Origin of the sequence: Arthrobacter sp. UYCu511 (assembly GCF_040547105.1) — a bacterium.
In the GTDB taxonomy this organism is placed as follows: Bacteria; Actinomycetota; Actinomycetes; order Actinomycetales; family Micrococcaceae; genus Specibacter; species Specibacter psychrochitiniphilus.
The window spans coordinates 387,108-407,675 of record NZ_JBEPPB010000002.1 but is presented as its reverse complement, the minus strand read 5'-3'; the positions used below and the strand labels follow the sequence as shown (position 1 = coordinate 407,675).

Below are 20,568 nucleotides of genomic sequence, written 5' to 3'. Positions count from 1 at the left end.
TATCCCACCTTCGGGGCGTTTCTGACAAACGCTCTCCCACCTTCGGGGCGTTTTTGACGAACGCTCTCCCACCCAATGGGTGACGTGGGCAGCCCTGGGGAGGGCAATCTCAACGGTCACCGTGAATCGCCACCCCGCAGGAGGAATGCCATGACTGTGCGACCGAACCCCTACCTGAACTTCCGCGACAGCGCTCGTGCCTCCTTGGAGTTCTACCACTTAGTGTTTGGTGGGGCACTAGAGCTAAGTACCTATGGGCAGATGCCGATGTTTGAGGACCCCGCCGAGGCAAACAAGATCATGCACGGCATGCTGACCAGCGAGCACGGACTTGTGATCATGTGCGCCGATGTCCCCAACGGCATGGACTTCATCGCCAATTCGAACGTTTCCCTCAGTGGGGACGACGGCGCCGTGCTGCGAGGCTGGTGGGACGCGCTCGCCGACGGGGCAATCATTTCCGAGCCGCTCACCACAGCACCCTGGGGTGACACGTTCGGCATACTCACGGACAAATTCGGCGTCCCATGGATGGTTAATATCCCCGGACCCCCGCAGGGCTGAGCCCAGCCGGGTGATGCTCCGTGCGTTTTTGGTTCCGGTGGCCTATGAACCCGGCTGCCTATGAGACGGTGGCTGGCTCCCGCAGCAGAGCCAGCGCCGCATCAACGGTGGCCAGTGCCTGCGCCGTGTCGATCCGGGATAGCGTCGGCCGAAAACGCACCATTGCTGGGATAGGGACGGTAGTTGGGTGCGGAGGGTGCGGTGAAAACCCCCGTAAGGTAACCGACGGTCTCTAGGGAACGCCCCGAAAGTGCGGGAGCGCACCCGTCAGTGAGGGAGTTGGGACAGGATTCTGGCCAGGTCGGTTCGGTCCGCCTCGTTGAGCCGGGCAAAGTATTCGCTGGATTTACCGCGCCGCTCCGCTTGAACGTTGGCGAAAAGTTGTTCCCCGGATGCCGTGGCCACAATGTGTGTGGCCCGCCTATCGCCAGGATCCGGTTCGCGGCGCACCAAACCCTTGGCCTCGAGCTGATCAACCACTTCGGTGGCCGATCGCGGGGCTATCCGCAGCCGCTGCGCCAAATCCTTTAACCGCACATCACCGGAACCGGTGCAGTCTGCGGCCGGGGCGCCACCTCCAGGCCGCATGAGGGTCAGCAGCGCTCGCCACTGGTGCGGGGTCAGACCCCACGGGGCAAGTTGCTCGGACCAGGTGCGGCGTAAGCCCCGGAATGTGGCGTGAAAGAGCTCGCCGAGCTCGGGTGCATCGTCAGGGGAAGCCATAGGCCCAAGCATAACAATTTGACCTCAAACCACATAGTGAGGTAACCTCTGTATGAGTTGGCGCGAGTCCCGTGCCCCGCACACCATATGGAGGTGTCGCCCATGACGGAGAACATCCGCCCTCAAAAGAACCGCTCGCAAAATTCAGGCCGTGAAGACACCGGCCCCTCAAATTTCACCATGCGCGGCCCCGCCCGCATCAACCCTGCGGACAAGAAGCAGATCCAGCTCCACCCCGTTGGCCTCAACCGCATCGCGGCACTATTTGCACCCCACAAGGGGACCATCGCCGTCGTGGTGCTTCTCATCAGCGTCTCCAGCATTGTTGGACTGGCGCAACCATTTTTGGTCCGCGGCATCATCGATCAAGCGCTGCCCGCCAAGGACCTGCAGCTGTTGGGTCTGCTGGCAGGCGCCATGATTGCCGTGGCCGCGGCAACCGCGTTTATCGGCGTGATTCAGACGTGGATGACCACGGCCATGGGCCAAAAAATCATGCACACACTGCGCACCCGGCTGTTCACACACCTGCAAAAACAGTCGCTCGCATTCTTTACGCGAACCCGCAGCGGCGAGGTGCAATCGCGGCTTAACAACGACATTTCCGGCATGCAATCAGTCATCACCTCAACGGCCACGGGCATTGCCTCCAATGTGACCACCGCCGTTGCCACTGCGGTGGCCATGGTGGTGCTGTCCCCGCAACTGTCTCTGCTGTCCCTGTTAGTGATCCCGCCCGCCGTCTGGTTCTCCCGCCGCGTGGCCCTGCTGCGGCGCGACATCACCTCTACCATGCAGGCCGAGCTCGCCACCATGAACACGTACGTCGAGGAGGGGCTGAGCATATCCGGGGTGCGCCTGGCCAAAACGCTCGGTACCACGGGCCGCGACGCCGCCCGGTACACCGAAAGCTCCGAACGGCTCATTGGCCTGGAACTGCGCTCGCAGCTGGCCGGCCGCTGGCGGATGGCCACCATGAGCATCATCTTCTCCGCCATTCCCGCGCTGATCTACTTCGTCGGCGGTCTGCCCGGGACCACGCTGAGCATCGGCACCATCGTGGCGTTCACCGCCCTGCAATCCACCATTTTCCGCCCCATCATGGGCCTGCTGAACCTCGGCGTCCAGTGGGTCAGCGCCATGGCCCTGTTCAGCCGCATCTTCGAATACCTGGACATGGTTCCGGAGATCACCGCCCCCGAGAACCCGGTTCCTCTGGATCCCGCCACAGTGCGGGGTGAGGTTCGCTTTGAAAATGTCCATTTTGCGTACGACGGCGGAGCTGACGTTTTGCGCGGCATCGACCTTGCGCTGTTGGCTGGCACCAGCACCGCCGTGGTTGGCCCTACCGGCTCCGGCAAGTCAACGCTGGGCTCTTTGCTGCCCCGGCTGCACGATGTCACGAGTGGCCGCGTCACAATTGACGGTGTGGACGTGCGCCAGATTGCCCCGGATGTGCTGGCGCGAATTGTTGGTGTGGTTTCGCAGGAAAGCTACCTAGCCCACGCCAGCATCCGCGAAAACCTGTTGCTGGCCGCTCCGGATGCTGACGACGCAACCCTGTGGCAGGCGCTCGCATCAGCCCAGATTGCGGACCTCATTGCGTCTCTGCCGGAGGGGCTGGACACACTGGTGGGCGCCCGCGGTCACCGCTTCTCCGGGGGCGAGCAGCAACGGCTGGCCATTGCCCGCACTATTCTGCGCAATCCGCGGGTGCTGGTGCTGGATGAGGCCACCTCGGCGCTGGATAACACCACGGAAGCGGCAGTCCAGCTGGCTCTGGACCATCTGGCGGTGGGACGCACCACGCTGATCATCGCGCACCGGCTCTCCACGGTGGAAGACGCCGAGCAGTTGGCAGTGCTCGCCGGTGGTTTGCTCGCCGAAGTGGGCACACCGGCAGGGCTGCGGGACGCCGGAGGAGCATACGCGGCGCTGCGGGCCGCCCGCGAAGAAGAACACGCGGGCGAAGAACTCGAAACGGTCGCCTAAATCGGCCCAGCCGAGGAGCCCCGACCTGCGAAGGCTCATCTAAGTTCCGCTTGTTCCTGCCGCGCTGCGGTACCAGCTAGCCCACAAACTGGCTGGCGAGCCCACTCGCAGAAAAAGTGGAACCCTAGAAAAGTGGAACCAAGTCATAGGATTAGCGTAGTTAATTTATTGGCGAAACAAGACCGCAGGTGATCGGCTATTTGCTTGATTGGCGGCGAGGAGCAGCGTGGATTTCTCGGCACGGTACGTGGCATTGGGCGACTCATTCACAGAAGGCCTGGGTGACACCGACCCTGCCCTTCCCAACCAGGTCCGGGGGTGGGCGGACAGGACCGCAGAGCAAATGGCCCTGGCCCACCCGGAAGAGTCCTGGGGTTATGCCAACCTCGCCATCCGCGGCAAGAAAATGAACCAGATTCTCGCTGAGCAGATAGATGCGGCCGTGGCCATGAACCCCACCCTGGTCACCATTTACGCGGGCATCAATGACATCCTGCGCCCCAAGGTGGACATTGATGCCATGATCGCCAAATATTCCGACGGGCTGGGCAAATTGGCGGCCACCGGTGCGCGCCTGCTGGTCTTCACCGGGTACGACGCCAGCTCATCCAAGGTCTTCGCCAGCATCCGCGGCCGCACCGCTGTTTACAACGAACTTGTCCGCGAGGTTGCCGAGTCCCACGGCGCCGAACTTGTGGACTACTGGCGTTTCCGCGAGTACAACGACTGGCGTCTCTGGGGCATTGACCGCATGCACATGTCCACCCCGGGCCACATCAACATGGCCAACCGGGTCCTTGAACAACTGGGTGAAACTGTCCGTATTCCGCTGCCGGATTTGCCGCCCATCCCGGTGCGCACCACGGCTGTCACCATCAAGGAAAACGCAGCCTGGACCAAAGAATACGTGGGTCCTTGGGTGAGCCGCCGCCTGCGCGGGGTATCTTCAGGAGACAACCTCAGCGCCCGCTGGCCGGCCTTGCAATCCCCGCTGGCCTGATTTTTTCGCATGCACCAAACCATGCAGTGGTGCCCCTCCGGGTGAAAGATACGTAGTAATTACCGATGCCGTGCCTCCTGCCCGCCCGTAGTGTCTAAAGCAACGATCAAGGGAAGATCAAAATGCTGGGGATGCTGGAAGGAATGCGCCATGAGCGTTGCAGTGGGATCGGTCTTGAATTTAGTACAGAGGCAATTAGACGTGCCTGAAACGCAAAAATTTATTGGTGAGCAATTCTTTGCGGATGAAACTGAATCCGTTTTAGCAATGGCGGTGGATCAGCCGGCTGACCACCAAGAAATCCGGGGGATTTGGCCCGTCCGTTTCGCCCGTAATTTTTGAGCCTAGGGCCCTGTTCCTAGGGCCCTGGGCGTGGAGCACTGAAGGATTTGGGGGACGGGCGGCCGGGGCGCGAGGATACCTTTCCGCCACCGTCTGCCCGTTTGATGTGCGCCATGATATGGGCCAATTAGGGATAATCGAGCCTTTCCAACTAGACTGGGTAGGCGCTAGGTAGCGCGGAGCGTGTGCAATTGCTCCGGTTTGCGGTGATTATCCTCCCGCTGGCCGGTAGTTAGGGGCTCAAGTTGCGTGCATTCGGGTAGTCGCTTCGATGGCCTTTTCCTCAACATCATGAAAATGACGGTTGGGAATCATGCTGTCCAAGAGCGGACGCTGCCTATTCGCACGGTTTACACCAGTGAACCGTATTCACATATTTATTAGGAGTGATCATGGCAGCTCATTGCCAGGTGACTGGAGCCGAGCCGGGCTTCGGACATAGCATTTCGCACTCGCACCGCCGCAACAAGCGTCGGTTCGATCCGAATATCCAGAAGAAGCGCTACTGGGTACCGTCCTTGCGCCGCAACGTTACGTTGCAGCTTTCCGTCAAGGGCATCAAGACCATCGACGTTCGCGGTATTGACTCCGTCGTCGCCGACATTCTCGCTCGTGGGGTGAAGCTCTAGTGGCAAAAGACAAGGACGTACGTCCGATCATCAAGCTCAAGAGCACCGCGGGCACTGGTTTCACGTATGTAACACGCAAGAACCGTCGTAACACTCCGGACCGTTTGGTTCTGAAGAAGTACGATCCCAAGATCCGTCAGCACGTTGAATTCCGAGAGGAGCGCTAAGACTATGGCTAAGAAGTCCATGATCGCGAAGAACGAGCAGCGCAAGGTCATCGTAGAGCGTTACGCCGAGAAGCGTCTCGCCCTCAAGAAGGCCCTCGTTAACCCGGCCTCCACTCCGGAAGAGAAAGAAGCAGCCCGCCTGGGCCTGCAGAAGCTCCCCCGCAACGCCTCGCCGGTACGTGTTCGTAACCGCGACGCCATTGACGGCCGTCCGCGTGGAACGCTCCAGAAGTTCGGCATCTCCCGTGTACGCTTCCGCAAGATGGCGCACGCTGGCGAACTGCCCGGTATCAAGAAGTCCAGCTGGTAATACCGGCTTAGGCTGGTAAAGCTAGTCTGAAAAAGGCGGTGACCTTCGGGTCACCGCCTTTTTGCTGCCCTCTTAATTTGCTCAGACGACCTTCTGGGTGGCTGCGGTGGCGGGTGTTGCGGCCCTGTTCTGGCCCCGGACTTCGCGGCTGGGGGAGGTAAAAAGCTCGGCTGAGAGCGAAATAACCCTAGAATCCGGGGAATTTGTCTGCGAAATCACTGAAAAACGCCCAAATTTGCCGGATTTCCGCGGAAATACTGGTAAGTTCGCTAGCAGTGGTTGACACTCAACCGCGTGGAATTGGATTCACTTTACGTCCAGGAGGACAAACATGGCTAAGAACCGTAGCGAATTGGTTGCTGAAGTTGCTGCAAAGGCTGAGACCAGCCAGACCGCAGTTAACGCTGTTTTGGATGCACTCTTCTCCGTCTTCGAGAGCTCCGTTGCAGCTGGCGAAAAGATCACCATCCCGGGCTGGCTCTCCATCGAGCGCACCGACCGCGCAGCACGCACCGGCCGCAACCCCCAGACGGGTGAGGCAATTGAGATCGCAGCAGGCCACAGCGTGAAGCTCTCCGCTGGCTCCAAGCTGAAGGCTGCTGTCAAGAAGTAATTTCTGCACAGTTTCCCTGAAGGCGGCCGGCAACAGCGGGCCGCCTTCAGACATTTAAGGCCGGTTCCTACCCGGCTGCGGCGCCGCTGCCCAACGTTCGGGGGAAACGGTGGCCAGTTTTTATTGGCTCCGGGACATTCCTGTGAGATCCCTGATTCGCCCGATGTTCACAAGGTGCAGGAGAATGGGAGGGTGTCACCCAAAGAGTCTTCCTCAGCAGCCACAGTCCGCACCCCTGCTCCAGCGCGTGGGGGTACTTTTGCCGACGGTATTCCCAGCCCCTGGTGGTGGCTGGGTTTGGCAGCTGCCATGGTGGCAGTGGTGTTATCGCTGCTGTGGACCGGGGCCACTGCTGTGCAATTGCTCGCCGATCCGGGCGCGTTCACGCGCTGGGGCCTGCCCGTGGCTACCACCATTCATAATCTGGCCCTTTCCGCGGTCATTGGTGCGTTGGTGTTCGCGGTAGTGATTCTGCCTAAGGACCTCAAGGCGCACCGTCCGCATTCGGGTAGCCAGAAGATCGACGCCGCCAAGCGCGTCACAGTGCCGGAACATCCAGCTTTTGCCCGGGCCATGACGCTTGCCATGGTGGCTGGCGGAGTATGGACCCTTTCAGCTATTGCCGTACTGGTACTGACGTACTCCAGCATTTCGGGTCTAGCCTTGAACGGCAGCAGTGACTACACCAACATGTTGGTGTTCTTCATCACCGATCTTCCTGTGGGACAAGCCTGGTTGATCATCACGATTGTTGCCGCTGTAGTCACCACCTTGACTTTTGGCCTGCGCAATATCAGCGCATTGGCTGTGCCTCTGGTGCTGGCGGTACTCTCCTTCATCCCGCAGGCCCTGATTGGGCATTCGGCCTCCAGTGCTGACCACAAGGGGGCAGTGAACTCGCTGTTCCTGCATGTTACCGGCGCCTCCCTGTGGGTGGGGGGCATCATTGTCCTAGTGGTAATTTCCGGGGTTTTAGGCAAGATCACGGCCCAAACCTTGAAGCGTTTCTCCGCGCTGGCACTTTTTGCCTTCGTGGCCGTGGCCGGCTCGGGCGTCATCAACGCGGCCATCCGCATCACCAGCTGGCATGACCTTTTCTACTCCACCTACGGACAACTCATCGTGGCTAAGTCCGCGGCAACAGTAGTGCTGGGAGTCATTGGTTACATGCACCGGGAATGGATTATTCCACGGTTGGCAGGCGGCCGGAAGGAGACGGCAAATTCCCGCCGCTTGTTGTGGCAGCTCATTTTTGTGGAGCTGTTGGTCATGGGCATTGTCAGCGGTATTGCCGTTGGCCTTGGCCGCTCGGCACCACCGCAGTCCCGCGAGTTGAGCGTCGAGGCTCTCTCCCCTGCACAAATCCTCACGGGCTACCCGCTGCCGCCGGAATTGGTGACCTCGCGCTGGTTCAGCGAATGGCGGATGGACTGGCTGTGGGTGGCTTTTGCCGTGCTGGCCGGTGCCGCCTACCTGATGGGCGTCATAAAATTGCGCAAGCGTGGAGACAAGTGGTCTGTGCTGCGCAGCGTCTCCTGGTTCGCTGGCCTGCTGGCCCTGGTTTACATCACCTCTGGTGGTCCGGCCGTTTATGGTGCCGTAACCTTCAGCGCCCATATGGTGGAGCACATGGCACTGATGGCGGTGGCCCCGCTGTTCATGGCGATAGGTTCACCTATCTCGCTGGCCTTGCAGGCGCTCGCGCCACGCAGGGACGGATCGCGGGGAATCCGCGAATGGATTCTGGTACTGGTTCACTCCAAGTACTCCAAAGTCATCACGCACCCGTTGTTTGCTGCCGCAAACTTTTCCGGCAGCCTGTTCCTGTTCTACTACTCGCCGGCTTTCAACTTCGCGATGCGCTACCACGTGGGTCATGAACTCATGATTGTGCACTTCACCATCACCGGTTACATCTTTGTGCAGAGCATGATCGGTGAGGACCCCCTTCCCACCAGGGCGCCCTACCCCTTGCGGTTGGTTCTGCTGTTGGCCACCATGGCCTTCCACGCATTCTTTGGCGTGTCATTGATGATGTCCACCTCACTGCTCAGCGGTGAGTACTTCGGCAACATGGGCCGGCCCTGGGGTGATTCCGCGCTGGTTGACCAGCAAACCGCAGGTGGCATTGCGTGGGGGCTGGGAGAATTCCCCACTCTTCTGATCGCCATGGGTGTGGCCTATATGTGGTCAAAGTCTGATGCGCGGGAGACTAAACGCAAGGACCGGGCAGCGGACAGGAATAAGTACGCCGAACTGGGTGCTTACAATGACATGTTCGCCCAGCTGGCGGCCCGTGATACGGCCATGGCGAACAGCGGCCGGGTTCCGCACCTACCGCAGCGCCACCGTGCCACCGCGGGCGCCACCCACGGAGACTCCGGTCTGGGAGTCGCTGAGCAGGAGCGGCCCGCCGAGACCGGAGACGCCGAGAACAGGGCGGCGAAGAACAGCACCACCGAGAACAGATATATCCGTGAGTCGGAGACCCCGGCCGGAACACAAGGAGAAGCGAACTAGTGGATTCCGCAACAAAAACCACCTCCACCTCAGCCAACCCTGTCAGGGTGCGGGCATCGGAGCTTGAAGGTCGCGGCTGGTTGAACACCGGTGGCGTTGAACTGACTCTGGAAAAGCTGCGCGGCAAGATCGTCATTTTGGACTTTTGGACCTTCTGCTGCATCAATTGCCTGCACGTCCTGGATGAGTTGCGCCCCCTGGAGACCGAATTCAAGGACGTCCTGGTGACGGTTGGTGTGCATTCTCCCAAGTTTGAGCATGAGGCTGATCCGGTAGCCCTTGCCTCTGCCGTAGAACGTTACGATATCCAACACCCGGTCCTTGACGATCCCGAGTTGGTCACTTGGCAGGCGTACGCCGCCCGGGCCTGGCCCACGCTGGTGGTTGTTGACCCGGAGGGCTACATTGTGGCGCACCTATCAGGTGAGGGCCATGCCGCTGGCCTGGCCACCCTGATCCCCGAGCTCATTGCCGAGCATGAGGCCAAGGGCACTTTGCACCGGGGAGATGGCCCCTACGTTGCGCCAGAACCTGTTATTCGCGATCTTCGATTCCCCGGCAAGGTGCTGCCCCTGACCAATGGCAACTTCTTGGTCTCGGACACCGGCCATCACCGCCTCGTGGAAACCAGCCCGGATCTGACTACCCTGGTCCGCACCATAGGCTCGGGCACCAAGGGCTTCCTGGACGGCACGGCCGAGGACGCCATGTTCAATGAACCTCATGGTTTGGCACTGCTCCCGGAGCAGCTCGCCGCCTCGGTGGGTTACGACGTTGTTGTGGCGGATTCGGTCAACCACCGCCTGCGCGGGATTACGCTGGCAACGGGGGCGGTCCGCACGTTGGCTGGCAACGGTATCCAGCGGCTCCTGGATGCTGGCCCCGCCCGTGTGACTGACCACGGCGAAGCAGCCTCGGAGACTTACCTCGGCACCGCGCCGCTTGAGATAGCACTGTCCTCTCCGTGGGACGTTGCCTACTCTTCGGCTCTGGAGACAGTGGTGGTGGCGATGGCTGGAACCCACCAGATTTTTGATTTTGACCCGCTCAGCGGCGCCGTCACTGTGATCGCTGGCAATGGCCTTGAAGGCTTGCTGGATGGCCCGGGAGCGCAGGCCTGGTTTGCCCAGCCCTCAGGTGTCACAGAAGACGCCAAGGGCAATATCTGGGTTGCTGATTCTGAAACATCCGCCTTGCGCGTGCTCAAATTCTCAGACGGAGGCGCGGTGGACGTTGAGACGGCCCTTGGCGAGGGACTCTTTGATTTCGGTTTCCGTGACGGCGAGGCAGCCCAAGCGCGCCTGCAGCACCCACTGGGTGTGGCGGTGCTCCCTGATGGTTCAGTGGCAGTTGCAGACACCTACAACGGTGCCGTGCGCCGCTATGATCCGGCCACAAAAACCGTCAGTACCCTGGCCCGCGGTTTGGCCGAGCCCAGTGATGTTCTGCTGGATGAAACGGGAGAGGTGCCGCTGCTCATTGTGGTTGAGTCCAACAAGCACCAGCTGATCCGCCTTCCCCTGCCCAAGAACGCCTTGCAGGTAGATGAGGGAGCGGCTCAGACGCAGCGGCCCAAAACCGAGGTTGCCCCCGGTGAACTGGAACTCACCATTAACTTCTCCGCACCAACCGGGCAGAAACTCGATGACCGCTGGGGGGACCCCACCCAGTTGAAGGTCTCTTCCACACCGCCGGAGCTGTTGCTAAGCGGCGGCGGAACCTCCGTGGGCCTGCACCGGACACTGGTTCTGGCCGCCGGCATTCCCGAAGGTGTGCTGCACCTGACCGCCAGGGCCGCCGCGTGCGACGGTCCCGAGGACGCTAACGGTGAGATCCCTGATCATGCGGCCTGCCACCTGTACCAGCAGGACTGGGGTATCCCGGTAGTGCTTTCAGCAGCAGGGGCCACAGAGCTGGTGCTGGATCTACGCGGGGTCTAAACGCTGCGCTGTTGTACTAGTTTTGCAAGTTAGATAAGAGGACCGGACCCGGCAAGGGTCCGGTCCTCTTATTCTTGGAATGAGCCGGTGGGCGCATGTGGCAAAAACACTGCCCGGCGAAGACGCTCTTAGAAGTCGAGCACCGGGGTGACCAACACGTTGTTTGCCGTGATGGTCAGCTTGGTGGTGAAGCTGAAGTCTGACGTTTGTTTGACGGGGGAGACCTGGCCCGTGAAAAGGTCCTGTTCTTTGAACGCCACCTGAGCCTTAAACTTCAGCGGCGCCATGATCCATTGCCCACCAAACGGTGTGATGGTGATGGCTGGGTACTCCACAATTGACCACGCAACGGAGGAAAGAACCCTATTGTTGGTGGCCGCGTTCAGGGGGCAGCCCGTGGGCATCAAAACAGCCTGTTTGGCGCAGGCATCCAAATACTTGCGGATGGTTCCATCTACCTGGGCCAGCAGATCGCTGGTGGGTCCTGTTGCCAGGCTGACAGGGGAGACTGCTTCGGTGGACCCGGTGACGGTGCGCGTCACGGGCGGAGCCGCGAATAGTGGCGAGCGGTATTCCAGCTCATAGTTGCCGGGGTAGAAGACGGCAAAGGAGTTCTTACCATCAGGCATATTGGCTTCGACGCCGTTGATGCTGGATTGATTGGCGTTGACCACGGAGGCGTTGATGACCGGCAGCGTGACGGGAACCATTTCCCAACTGTCAAAGAACAACCAGTGTTTGGGGCCCTTTTGGAGCACAAAATCAGTGCTCAACGGGACATCAGTAACCGTGTAACTGACAGTGACACGTTCTGTGTTCTCGTCGGTAGGGACGGAAGGAGCAATAGAAAGCTCCTTGACGTCCTTCTGGGACTGCGCCAAGGCTTTGCCGTCCAGGGCTGCTGCGTTTGCACCGGGGATTTTGGCGTTCAGCAGGCCCCTTGCGGTCCCGCCATCACCGGCCTTGAGCGCGTCCAGATACCTGGCCACAGTCTTCTCAGGCCCAAAATCCTTGGTGTTGACAACCGCAATGGTCACGATTGACGCGGCAACACCGAGCAGGAAAATCAGCAGCCAGACGGCGGCGATCTTGATGAGTTGGGTCCCGTTCTTCACGCGGTCAACTGTACCGGGTTCAGGGGCAGGGGCTTGAATCAGGGCTCTGTACTCAGTTGTCATCAACCCGGCCCTCCCGCCACGTCAGCGTCGCCGTTTCCGCGGCGCAGTCCCAAACATGTCCCGCATCAGGTTCCGGCCCAGGGATGAGCCCATGGAGCGGACCATGCTTTTTAGTCCCCCACCCAACGCCCCGCCCAAGACTCCAATGACGTCGGAGGCCATGCCGCTTTCGTCCGCGGGGGAGGGAAGCGCCACAGGGGGAGGTGGCGGCAGGGGTGTCCCCACGGCAGGGCCTGTGCTGGGGGCGGCTTTGGTGGCAGACGCCAGCTTTTCATAGGCGGAGACGGGATCCACGGCGGTCCCATAGGTGGCCAGCAAGGCCGAAGCTGCGATGACAGCCTTGACGGTGTCCTCCGTGCTGGGACCCATGAGAGAGCCCGGAGCGCGCAGCCTGGTCAAGGCCACGGGGGTGGGAGCACCGTTCTCATTCATGACGGTGACCACGGCCTCACCAATGCAGGCACTGGTCAGGATCTCGCCCAGATCGTAACTGCTGGTGGGGAACGTGGAGACGGTTGCTTTGAGCGCTTTAGCATCCTCGGGGGTGAAGGCGCGCAGGGCGTGCTGGACGCGGTTGGCCAGCTGGGCCAAAACCTCGCCCGGCACATCCTTGGGCGTCTGGGTGACGAAGAAAATACCCACACCCTTGGAACGAATGAGCCGCACCGTGCTAGTGATGGCGTTCAGGAAGGCCTTGCTGGCGCCATTGAACAACAAGTGCGCCTCATCGAAGAAGAACACGAGCTTGGGCTTCTCGGCGTCGCCCACCTCGGGGAGTTCACGGAAAAGATCCGCTAGCAACCACATGAGGAACGTGGAGAACAGCAGTGGCTTGTCTTGGATGCTGGGCAGTTCCAGGCAGGTGATGACGCCGCGGCCGTCCGGGGCCGTGCGCAGAAGTTCGGCGGTGTCGAACTCGGGCATGCCAAAGAATTCACCCATGCTCTGGGCATCCAAGGTGATCAGATTACGTAAGATGACTCCGGCCGTGGCCTTGGAGAGCCCGCCGAGTTCGCTCAAGTCCGCTTTGCCCTCATCCGAGGTGAGGAACGTGATGACAGCGCGTAGATCCACCAGATCATAAAGTTCTAGATTTTTGGTATCTGCGTAGTGAAAGACCAGCTGCAGACTGGATTCCTGGGTGGCATTCAGGCCCAGTACCCGGGCCAGCAGGATGGGGCCGAATGAGGTGACGGTGGCCCGCACGGGAACACCGTTGCCGTTGCCACCCAGAGCCAGAAATTCGACGGGGAACGCTGTGGATTCCCACTGCTGGCCGAGAGCCTGGGTGCGTGCCGTCAGCTTCTCGCTACCCGAAGCCGCCGTGGCCAGGCCCGTCAGATCACCTTTGATATCCGCCATGAAGACTGGGACGCCCGCAGTGGAAAGCTGTTCAGCCATCATGTGCAGCGTGACGGTTTTTCCCGTACCGGTGGCCCCGGCCACCAAACCGTGCCGGTTCATCATGGCCAGCGGCAGTGACACCTGCGCTTCCGGGTGGATGGCGCCGTCGATCATGGCCGCGCCCAAGGCTATGGACGGGCCCTCAAAGATGTAGCCGGCCTGGATGGTGGTGAGCAACTCTGCTGCGGAATTGGTAGCCATAACGACAGCGTACCGTGACTCACCCGCACGTGACTCACCCGAGGAGGAGGGCAACCACGAACATGGCCGGGATGGCCAACACGGTGGTAAGCAGCACGGTGTCCTTGGCCACTGCAAGGCCCACCTGGTAGCGCTGGGCGGTGACATAAATGTTCTGGGCCGTGGGCAGGGCTGCGGCAACCACCACGGCGAACAGCGCGGCACCGTCCAGCCCCAAGGCAAAATGTCCCAAGAGAAAAGCAGCGAACGGGTGCAGGATGAGTTTGAAGCCCGTCCCCAGCAAGATATCGGTACGCCGTTCATCGGCGGCATTGAGCGGTTTAGTGGTTCCCAGGGACATGCCAAAGGCAATCAAGATGGCCGGGATAGCGGCACCGGCAATGAGGTGGAGGGGTTCTGCCACCAGTGCGGGCAGCACCCATCCTGTGCTGGCCAGGATCAAGCCGGCAGCCGTGCCTGCAATCATGGGGTTGCGCACAACCTGTACGAGGATGCGTCCGGGCGTGGCGCGGTGGCCGCTGGTCAGACTGTCCAAAAACATGAGGTAAATGGGAGTGTAAAAAGCTAGCTGAAACACCAGCACCGGGGCAATCAGGGCGGCATCACCTAGAACGTATGCCGCAATGGGAATGCCCAGATTGGCGGCGTTGGAGGTGGAGGATGACATGGCCGCCAGCAGCGACTCAGCCAGGGAACGTTTGAGCCAAAACTTCACAATTAGCAAGAACAGTGTGGCCGTGATGATTGCGCTCAGAGCAGCCACTAGGAGCGGTTGGGCAAAAACAGTGCGCAACTGTGCGCGGGCCAGGGTTTCCACGAGAAGCGCGGGGCTGGCCACGAAGAAGGAGAGCCTACTGAGTACGGTTTGGGCGTTCTCGCCCAGAACTTTTTTACGCCCCACAAACCAGCCCACCAAGATGATGAGCCAAACTACGGAGAATCCCTCAATAACAGCCAGCACACATCACAGCATAGTGACAGCAGGCCTAGTGTTAAGGGTGCAGGGTATTAAGGGTGCAGTGCGTTAGGGGCGCAGGGCGAAGGCGGGGCGCAGCAGCCCCTCGGTGATGGCCTCGGCGGGATCGGTGCCCAACTGCACTATTGCGTTTTGCGCATCAACGTGGACCACGGTGGGCACGTAATCGCGCGCCTCGGCGTCGTTCATCTGGGCGTAGGTGATCAGGATGACCAGATCTCCAACGTTGACCAGATGCGCGGCGGCACCATTGATGCCGATGACGCCGGAGCCCCGCTCACCGGCAATGGTGTACGTTTCCAGGCGGGCACCATTGGTGATGTCCACTATGGAGACCAGCTCGCCGGGGAGGATATTTGCAGCGTCCAGCAGATCGGCGTCAACTGTCACGGAGCCAACATAGTGCAGGTCAGCGTGGGTGACAGTGGCGCGGTGGACCTTGGATTTAAACATGGTTCGCATCATAACGGGCTCAAGTCTACCGCTCCCGGTCATGGGTTGGTTGTGAGCTTGCTAACCTGGCCTCACTCGAGAGTTCTAGCGCCTGCCCAGCGGGGTGAGCTTGCGGCCCATGATGGCTTGGGTCAAGGCATCCACCACTTCCGTGTTGGCCAGTGGGTTGCGGATCAGTGTGAAGTCCACATCACCCACGGGCGGCAGGTCAAAGCGCTTGGTGATCACCTTGAGATCCTCCGGCACCAGCGAGGTGGGCATGACGGCAATGCCAATCCCGGCACGGAGCGCGGCCAGAACGCCACTGATCTGTTTGGTGGTGCAGGTGACACGCCACGTGCGGCCGGCCTGCTCGAGGGCATCCAGTGCCAGTTTCCGGCTCAGGCTCGGGGCCGGATACACAATGACGGGGACGGGTGCGCCAGGCTCCAAAACTGTCTGCTCCAGCCCCACCCAGGCGAAGGTGTCCTGCTTGACCACTTCACCTTCCTGGGCGCCAGAGACCCACTTGACGAATACCAGATCCAGGGCGCCAGCCTTTAGCCGGCGGTGCAGTTGATCGCTCTGACTCACCGTGAGTTCGAGGTTGATTTGTGGGTACAGTTGGCGGAACTCACGCAGGATCCGTGGCAGGCCCGTGATGGCCAGATCATCCGCGGTGCCAAAACGCAGCCGCCCGCGCATGGCGGCACCGGAAAAGTAGCGTGTGGCGGCGTCATTAGCGGCCAAGATGGTTCGGGCGAAACCGGCCATGGCGTCCCCATTGTCCGTCAGGCGCAACACGCGGGTATCTCGGGTGACAAGCACCCTTCCCGCGGCCTGCTCCAACTTACGCACATGCTGACTCACGGTGGGCTGGCTAATGCCCAGGCGCTCGGCTGCCCTGGTGAAGTTGCGGGTTTCGGCAAGCGCAAGGAAGCTTTTGAGCTGGATGGGGTCAAAAGTAGGTGATTCGGGCATGCGCATCCTCAGAACTATTACGTACCTCAATAGTATTTATAGGCATCATACTCTTTCGGCATAACTTGGTGCCGTCTAGGGTTGAAAAGGTAAAGTCCCCTCCGCCTTTTTAGCCCCATCCACTTTTCGAGTCCCAGGAACAACGCGTTGACGCCCCCACCAGCTGAATTGAACGCTTCCCCAACCGCCCCCATCAACCTAGTTGCCACGCGCCCGCCGTGGAGTCAGACATTTTCCTCGCTGAAAATCCGCAATTACCGCATCTTTGCCTCCGCCAACCTCCTTGCCGTCATTGCCCTCTGGATGCAACGGGTGGCCCAGGACTGGGTGGTTCTGGAGCTGTCAGGTTCGGTGACCGCAGTTGGAATCACCGTCTTCATGCAATTTCTGCCCTCCTTGCTACTCATGCCATTGGGTGGGATCTTGGCCGATAGGTACTCCAAACGGCTCATCCTCATGATCAGCCAGGGCGCTGCCGGAGTGCTGGCAACACTCATGGCCGTTTTGGCGCTGACCGGCAACCTTCAGGTGTGGCACATCTATGTGATTGCCTTTGTTCTTGGCTTGGTGGTGGTGGCCGATCAGCCTGCACGTCAAGTATTCGTCAACGAACTTGTTGGTCCGCGGCAATTGCGCAACGCCATCAGCTTGAACTCTTCGATTTTCCAGATGGGTGGCATGATCGGCCCCGCCGTTAGCGGCGTGCTGATCATGGCAGTGGGCGGCGGCTGGGCCTTCGCGGCCAATGCGCTGGCCTGCACCATCACCGTGATCTCGCTGTGCCTGATCCGCAGCAGCGAACTGGTCAAGATGCCGCCCGTGCAACGTGCCAAGGGTCAGCTCATGGAAGGCGTACGCTACGTGCTGCGCAAGCCCACCATTTTCTGGCCGGCCATGATGGCAGCGGTTTTTGCCGTGTTCGGCTTGAGCCTGGCCGTGCTGCTGGCGGCCTATGCCAACAACGTGTTCGACGCCGGGGCCGGAGGCTACGGCCTGCTGAACACTTTGGTTGCGCTCGGCGCCCTGTGCGGGGCGATCGCCTCCACCCGTTTTGCCACGCTGCGACTGCGCGGGGTGATGGCAGCTGCCGGTAGCTACGGGGTGGTGCTCATGATTGCCTCACTGGCCCCCAATATGGTTACCTTTGGAGCCGTCATGGTGGTGGCAGGGTTCGCCTCCCTGCTGTTTCTGACCAGTGCCAACCAGCTGGTGCAAATGTCAACCAACGTGCGCATTCGTGGCCGTGTTATGAGCCTGTACATCATGGTGCTCATGGGTGGTCAGGCTCTGGGTGGCCCGCTCATGGGCTGGCTGGCCGAGCATTGGGGTGTCCAGTGGGCAACGGTGGTTGCTGGCGGCATGCCAGCTTTGGCCGCCGTGGTGATCGGATTGGTTCTGGCCAAGCGCGGGCAGCTAACCTTGCAGATCAACCTGCGTAGCGCCAAGAAGCCCGTGTTTATTGTCCCGAAGACGAGCTGAGCAGCTAAAAAGTAGGTGGGGGTGCGCCTCGCACACCCCCACCGTTTAGCCAGCCACCGGCAGGTGCGGGTAGCTTTCCTGGCGATTCTGGAACTCGAGGATCGCCGGGTTGACGATCACGCCGTCGGATATTTCAATGGCGCGGGTGATGGTGTCGCTGCCAGTCCACGCCTCGGGGCCTCCCAGCACCGTTTCAAGGAAAGGCATGAGCGCCTCGCTGATTTCCCAGGTGGCCGAATTCCAGAGGTAGCTCGGCGTGTGGTCTACGGCGTAATAGTTGATGTTCTCGCCCACCGTGAACATGGGGTCGGTGAACGTGGTGTTGCGGGCCCAGCTGAACCCCATGCCTTCGTCACAGGACACATCCACGATCAGGCTGCCGGGCCGGAATGCCGCAAGATCGGCCTCGGTCAAATACGTCATGGGCGCGTTCGGGTCCTGAAGGGTGCAATTGACCACGATGTCCGCCTCGGCGAGGAAATCGGCCAGCGGCACCTCACCGTCATCGAGCATGACGAAACCGGTGTACGGCGGTTCTGGGGCGAAATCGAACTGCACCATCTCTGCCGAGTGGATGGGTGAGGCCACGGCTGCCACGTTGCGGCTGGTCAGCACCTGCACCTCATGGATGCCCAGCGCGCTCAATGCCGTCACCGCGCCACGGGCGGTGGCACCAAAACCAATGACGACGGCGTTCAGGCGGCGGCCATAGTCTCCGGTGGAACCGATCAATGACAGCGAATGCATGACCGAGGAGTAGCCTGCCAGCTCGTTATTCTTGTGGAACACGTGCAGGCCGAAGCCGCCGTCGGAGGCCCAATGATTCATTGCCTCAAAGGCAATCAGCGTCAGCTTCTTGTCAATGGCCTGCTGTGTGATGGCACGGTCCTGGACACAGTGCGGCCAGCCCCACAGGACCTGCCCGTCTTTCAGATCGGCCAGATCGGCGGCTTGGGGTTTGGGCAAGAGTATTACGTCTGTTTGCGCAATGACCTGCTCGCGGGGGGCCACTGTGCCCACCAAAGTGGCCAGCACGGCGTCGGACATGCCAAAACGGGTGCCGTAACCCTCCTCCACCACCATTTTGGCGCGGATCTCAGGCTCAATCCGGGAGAAATGGTCGGGGTGGATGGGGGCGCGCCGCTCATCAGGCTTGTGTGACTTGCCCAAAACTCCAAGACGAAGTGTGGGTCCATGGTGAACGGTGTGTGGATCGTGGGTCATCGTTGCTCCTCATCGAAGAACCCGCCAGGGCCCTTTCTTTTTGACCCTACACGCATGGGGCGTCGATGTGGGTGCTCTCATGCAACGGTGAGCAGTGGCTTTTGACCTCCGCTTCGATGTGCATGGTTGCAACCGGGCACCTCGAGGTAGGGGTCAGAATTTGGATTGTGGGTTGCAGGTTGCGGGTTGCTGAGTACGGGTTAGCGGCACGGCGCCACTGGCAGCACCAAATGTTAAAGCAGTTTGGCCCCCGAGATGTCGGGGGCCAAACTGGGAAACTGAGCGGGCGACGGGAATCGAACCCGCGTATCGAGCTTGGGAAGCTAGCGCTCTACCATTGAGCTACGCCCGCAATGGAACGTCCACAGCAAGCTGCAGCATTTGTTCCGCTATTGATTCTAGCCCGAGCAAGGCCATGGTCATGACCAATGACACGGGGTTGCTTGCGCCGATCTTGCCAGCGGCATGCATAGTTAGCTGATGATGGAGGCCTTGCCGGCGGCAAACTCGGTATCGGTGAGGGCGCCTGAAGCATGTAGTGCCGCAAGCCGTTCCAATTTACTGAGCAGATCATCCGCTGCTGCTTGCCGGGCAGCTCCGAGCCGCTACTTTCTTCATGCCGCCGCACCTCACAAGTGGCACTGATACCGCAACCGGTGTGAGGCCGTGGTACTGAACAAGAATGGTTGCTCTGGGAAGAGGGTGGGTCTAGAAAATCGGCTCAGGCTCTTGCTTTTTGCCCTGGATCAGCCGCACAAGAGGCTCCACATAGCGGGCTGCGATGGGGCCGCTGACGGCCATGATCAGCACATAGGTGGTAGCTAGCGCGGCCAGTTCAACGGGGACGGCGCCCGAGGCCACAGCTAGCCCGGCAATGACGATGGAAAACTCGCCGCGGGCAATCAAGGCGGCGCCGGCACGGGCCCGGCCCGGTATTCCGATGCCTTGCCGCGATGCCGCCCACCAGCCTGTCACCACCTTCGTGATGGTAGTGACCAGGGCCAGCAGCAGGGCGAACCCGAGCACGGGCGGGATGGTGTGGGGATCGGTGTTCAAGCCGAACAGGACAAAGAACATGGCGGCGAAAAGATCTCGCAACGGCTCCAGCACGCGGGCGGCGTTCTCTGCCGTACCGCCGGAGATCGCGATGCCCAAGAGGAAGGCGCCCACGGCCGCTGAGACCTGCAGCGCCGAGGCTACACCAGCCACCAACAAGGCGGCGCCCAGCAGCTTGAGTAGGAACGATTCCCTGTCAGGGCTGTCCAAAACAGTCGAGACCATATGCCCGTAGCGCAGCGCACCCAGCAGCACCAAGGTGATCACGGCCAAGGAAATTCCGACTGCGGTGAGCCCGCCCAGGAATGAGACTCCCGCTAAAACGGCCGTCAGGATGGGCAGGTAGGCGGCCATTGCCAGATCCTCGATGACCAAGATGGCCAAGATGACGGGCGTTTCACGGTTACCCAGCCGGCCTAGATCACCTAAAACCTTGGCGATAATCCCTGATGATGAGCTATAAGTAATGCCAGCCATGACCAGTGCCCCCACCGGGCCCCACCCCAAGATCAATGCCACGGCAACACCCGGAAGCATATTCAGCACCAAGTCCAGCACCCCCGCCATCCACGACTGTTTCAGTCCCGTGACGAGTTCCTTGGCCGTATATTCCAAACCGAGCATAAGCAGCAGTAGGATGACACCAATTTCACTGGCAATATGGGCGAATCCATCAATGCCGCCAAGGTTGACCAGGCCGCCCTTTCCAAAGGCCAGACCGCCTAAAAGGTAGAGGGGGACGGGGGACATGCCGATCCGTCCAGCCTGACGACCCAAAAAACCGAGCCCGAAAAAGACGATGCCGAGCTGAACCAGGGAAAGGGTCGTTGAATCCAT

General features: G+C 60.6%; 20 protein-coding genes and 1 tRNA gene. 11 read left to right on the top strand and 10 right to left on the bottom strand.

The annotated features are described in order from the left end of the window. Positions 1-150: 150 nt before the first annotated feature. On the top strand, positions 151-564 hold the full coding sequence (locus ABIB48_RS05150) for a VOC family protein (RefSeq protein WP_354212327.1): 414 nt from the start codon (positions 151-153) through the stop codon (positions 562-564). A 267-nt stretch (positions 565-831) separates the two neighbouring features. On the opposite strand, the gene ABIB48_RS05145 is transcribed toward ABIB48_RS05150, so the two are convergent. Further along, positions 832-1,287: a MarR family winged helix-turn-helix transcriptional regulator gene (locus ABIB48_RS05145; RefSeq protein ID WP_315913880.1), complete on the bottom strand. Its 456-nt coding sequence runs from the start codon at positions 1,285-1,287 to the stop codon at positions 832-834. A 180-nt stretch (positions 1,288-1,467) separates the two neighbouring features. Here ABIB48_RS05145 and ABIB48_RS05140 point away from each other — a divergent pair, with 180 nt between their 5' ends. From ABIB48_RS05140 to ABIB48_RS05100, 9 genes are all read left to right on the top strand, one after another. Then, positions 1,468-3,279, top strand: coding sequence for an ABC transporter ATP-binding protein (locus ABIB48_RS05140; RefSeq protein WP_245932079.1), 1,812 nt, complete (start codon positions 1,468-1,470; stop codon positions 3,277-3,279). 226 nt (positions 3,280-3,505) lie between these two features. Further along, positions 3,506-4,279 (top strand): SGNH/GDSL hydrolase family protein, encoded by a 774-nt coding sequence (locus tag ABIB48_RS05135; RefSeq protein WP_354212326.1) that lies wholly within the window; start codon positions 3,506-3,508, stop codon positions 4,277-4,279. A gap of 150 nt (positions 4,280-4,429) precedes the next feature. Beyond that, complete coding sequence (locus ABIB48_RS05130) at positions 4,430-4,621, top strand: hypothetical protein (RefSeq protein WP_110105237.1); 192 nt, start codon at positions 4,430-4,432, stop codon at positions 4,619-4,621. Between the two features lie 392 nt (positions 4,622-5,013). Next, positions 5,014-5,250, top strand: coding sequence for a 50S ribosomal protein L28 (gene rpmB, locus ABIB48_RS05125; protein ID WP_044574618.1), 237 nt, complete (start codon positions 5,014-5,016; stop codon positions 5,248-5,250). Beyond that, a complete protein-coding gene (rpmG, locus tag ABIB48_RS05120) occupies positions 5,250-5,417 on the top strand; it encodes a 50S ribosomal protein L33 (protein ID WP_044574616.1) in 168 nt (55 codons plus the stop codon). Before rpmB ends, rpmG begins: the two co-directional genes overlap by 1 nt. 4 nt (positions 5,418-5,421) lie before the next feature. After that, positions 5,422-5,727, top strand: coding sequence for a 30S ribosomal protein S14 (gene rpsN, locus ABIB48_RS05115; protein WP_062007872.1), 306 nt, complete (start codon positions 5,422-5,424; stop codon positions 5,725-5,727). Positions 5,728-6,058: 331 nt separating this feature from the next. Then, positions 6,059-6,340: an HU family DNA-binding protein gene (locus ABIB48_RS05110; protein ID WP_110105236.1), complete on the top strand. Its 282-nt coding sequence runs from the start codon at positions 6,059-6,061 to the stop codon at positions 6,338-6,340. A 309-nt stretch (positions 6,341-6,649) separates the two neighbouring features. Continuing rightward, positions 6,650-8,860 (top strand): bifunctional copper resistance protein CopD/cytochrome c oxidase assembly protein, encoded by a 2,211-nt coding sequence (locus ABIB48_RS05105; protein WP_354212388.1) that lies wholly within the window; start codon positions 6,650-6,652, stop codon positions 8,858-8,860. Continuing rightward, the gene (locus ABIB48_RS05100) at positions 8,860-10,800 is read left to right on the top strand and encodes an NHL domain-containing thioredoxin family protein (RefSeq protein WP_354212325.1); all 1,941 of its coding nucleotides are present in this window, start codon (positions 8,860-8,862) and stop codon (positions 10,798-10,800) included. Before ABIB48_RS05105 ends, ABIB48_RS05100 begins: the two co-directional genes overlap by 1 nt. A 128-nt stretch (positions 10,801-10,928) precedes the next feature. On the opposite strand, the gene ABIB48_RS05095 is transcribed toward ABIB48_RS05100, so the two are convergent. The 5 genes from ABIB48_RS05095 to ABIB48_RS05075 form a co-directional block, all read right to left on the bottom strand. Further along, positions 10,929-11,915, bottom strand: coding sequence for a hypothetical protein (locus ABIB48_RS05095; protein WP_146212994.1), 987 nt, complete (start codon positions 11,913-11,915; stop codon positions 10,929-10,931). A gap of 84 nt (positions 11,916-11,999) precedes the next feature. Next, positions 12,000-13,583, bottom strand: a complete 1,584-nt coding sequence (locus ABIB48_RS05090; RefSeq protein ID WP_354212324.1) for a helicase HerA-like domain-containing protein — start codon at positions 13,581-13,583, stop codon at positions 12,000-12,002. 34 nt (positions 13,584-13,617) lie between these two features. Beyond that, positions 13,618-14,544: an AEC family transporter gene (locus tag ABIB48_RS05085; protein ID WP_354212323.1), complete on the bottom strand. Its 927-nt coding sequence runs from the start codon at positions 14,542-14,544 to the stop codon at positions 13,618-13,620. Between the two features lie 63 nt (positions 14,545-14,607). Then, a complete protein-coding gene (gene panD / locus ABIB48_RS05080) occupies positions 14,608-15,024 on the bottom strand; it encodes an aspartate 1-decarboxylase (RefSeq protein ID WP_315913887.1) in 417 nt (138 codons plus the stop codon). A gap of 72 nt (positions 15,025-15,096) precedes the next feature. Beyond that, positions 15,097-15,972, bottom strand: a complete 876-nt coding sequence (locus ABIB48_RS05075; RefSeq protein WP_110105353.1) for a LysR substrate-binding domain-containing protein — start codon at positions 15,970-15,972, stop codon at positions 15,097-15,099. A gap of 147 nt (positions 15,973-16,119) precedes the next feature. On the opposite strand from ABIB48_RS05075, the gene ABIB48_RS05070 reads away from it, so the two are divergent. Continuing rightward, on the top strand, positions 16,120-17,451 hold the full coding sequence (locus tag ABIB48_RS05070) for an MFS transporter (RefSeq protein WP_110105230.1): 1,332 nt from the start codon (positions 16,120-16,122) through the stop codon (positions 17,449-17,451). 45 nt (positions 17,452-17,496) lie between these two features. Here the strand turns inward: ABIB48_RS05070 and ABIB48_RS05065 are convergent, their stop codons facing one another. From ABIB48_RS05065 to ABIB48_RS05050, 4 genes are all read right to left on the bottom strand, one after another. After that, entirely contained in the window at positions 17,497-18,675 is a 1,179-nt protein-coding gene (locus ABIB48_RS05065; protein ID WP_110105229.1) for a N(5)-(carboxyethyl)ornithine synthase, read from the bottom strand. 281 nt (positions 18,676-18,956) lie between these two features. After that, a tRNA-Gly gene (locus ABIB48_RS05060) sits at positions 18,957-19,027 on the bottom strand. 121 nt (positions 19,028-19,148) lie between these two features. After that, the gene (locus ABIB48_RS05055; RefSeq protein ID WP_354212387.1) at positions 19,149-19,232 is read right to left on the bottom strand and encodes an SHOCT domain-containing protein; all 84 of its coding nucleotides are present in this window, start codon (positions 19,230-19,232) and stop codon (positions 19,149-19,151) included. A gap of 151 nt (positions 19,233-19,383) precedes the next feature. Continuing rightward, complete coding sequence (locus tag ABIB48_RS05050; protein ID WP_110105228.1) at positions 19,384-20,568, bottom strand: cation:proton antiporter; 1,185 nt, start codon at positions 20,566-20,568, stop codon at positions 19,384-19,386.

Bases quoted from the DNA above. Each gene is read 5' to 3' on its own strand.
- panD (WP_315913887.1), bottom strand. From the start codon at position 15,024: ATGATGCGAACCATGTTTAAATCCAAGGTCCACCGCGCCACTGTCACC.
- ABIB48_RS05090 (WP_354212324.1), bottom strand. From the start codon at position 13,583: ATGGCTACCAATTCCGCAGCAGAGTTGCTCACCACCATCCAGGCCGGC.
- ABIB48_RS05145 (WP_315913880.1), bottom strand. From the start codon at position 1,287: ATGGCTTCCCCTGACGATGCACCCGAGCTCGGCGAGCTCTTTCACGCC.
- ABIB48_RS05110 (WP_110105236.1), top strand. From the start codon at position 6,059: ATGGCTAAGAACCGTAGCGAATTGGTTGCTGAAGTTGCTGCAAAGGCT.
- rpmB (WP_044574618.1), top strand. From the start codon at position 5,014: ATGGCAGCTCATTGCCAGGTGACTGGAGCCGAGCCGGGCTTCGGACAT.
- ABIB48_RS05140 (WP_245932079.1), top strand. From the start codon at position 1,468: ATGCGCGGCCCCGCCCGCATCAACCCTGCGGACAAGAAGCAGATCCAG.
- ABIB48_RS05105 (WP_354212388.1), top strand. From the start codon at position 6,650: ATGGTGGCAGTGGTGTTATCGCTGCTGTGGACCGGGGCCACTGCTGTG.
- ABIB48_RS05050 (WP_110105228.1), bottom strand. From the start codon at position 20,568: ATGGATTCAACGACCCTTTCCCTGGTTCAGCTCGGCATCGTCTTTTTC.
- ABIB48_RS05065 (WP_110105229.1), bottom strand. From the start codon at position 18,675: ATGACCCACGATCCACACACCGTTCACCATGGACCCACACTTCGTCTT.
- ABIB48_RS05075 (WP_110105353.1), bottom strand. From the start codon at position 15,972: ATGCCCGAATCACCTACTTTTGACCCCATCCAGCTCAAAAGCTTCCTT.
- ABIB48_RS05130 (WP_110105237.1), top strand. From the start codon at position 4,430: ATGAGCGTTGCAGTGGGATCGGTCTTGAATTTAGTACAGAGGCAATTA.
- ABIB48_RS05150 (WP_354212327.1), top strand. From the start codon at position 151: ATGACTGTGCGACCGAACCCCTACCTGAACTTCCGCGACAGCGCTCGT.
- rpsN (WP_062007872.1), top strand. From the start codon at position 5,422: ATGGCTAAGAAGTCCATGATCGCGAAGAACGAGCAGCGCAAGGTCATC.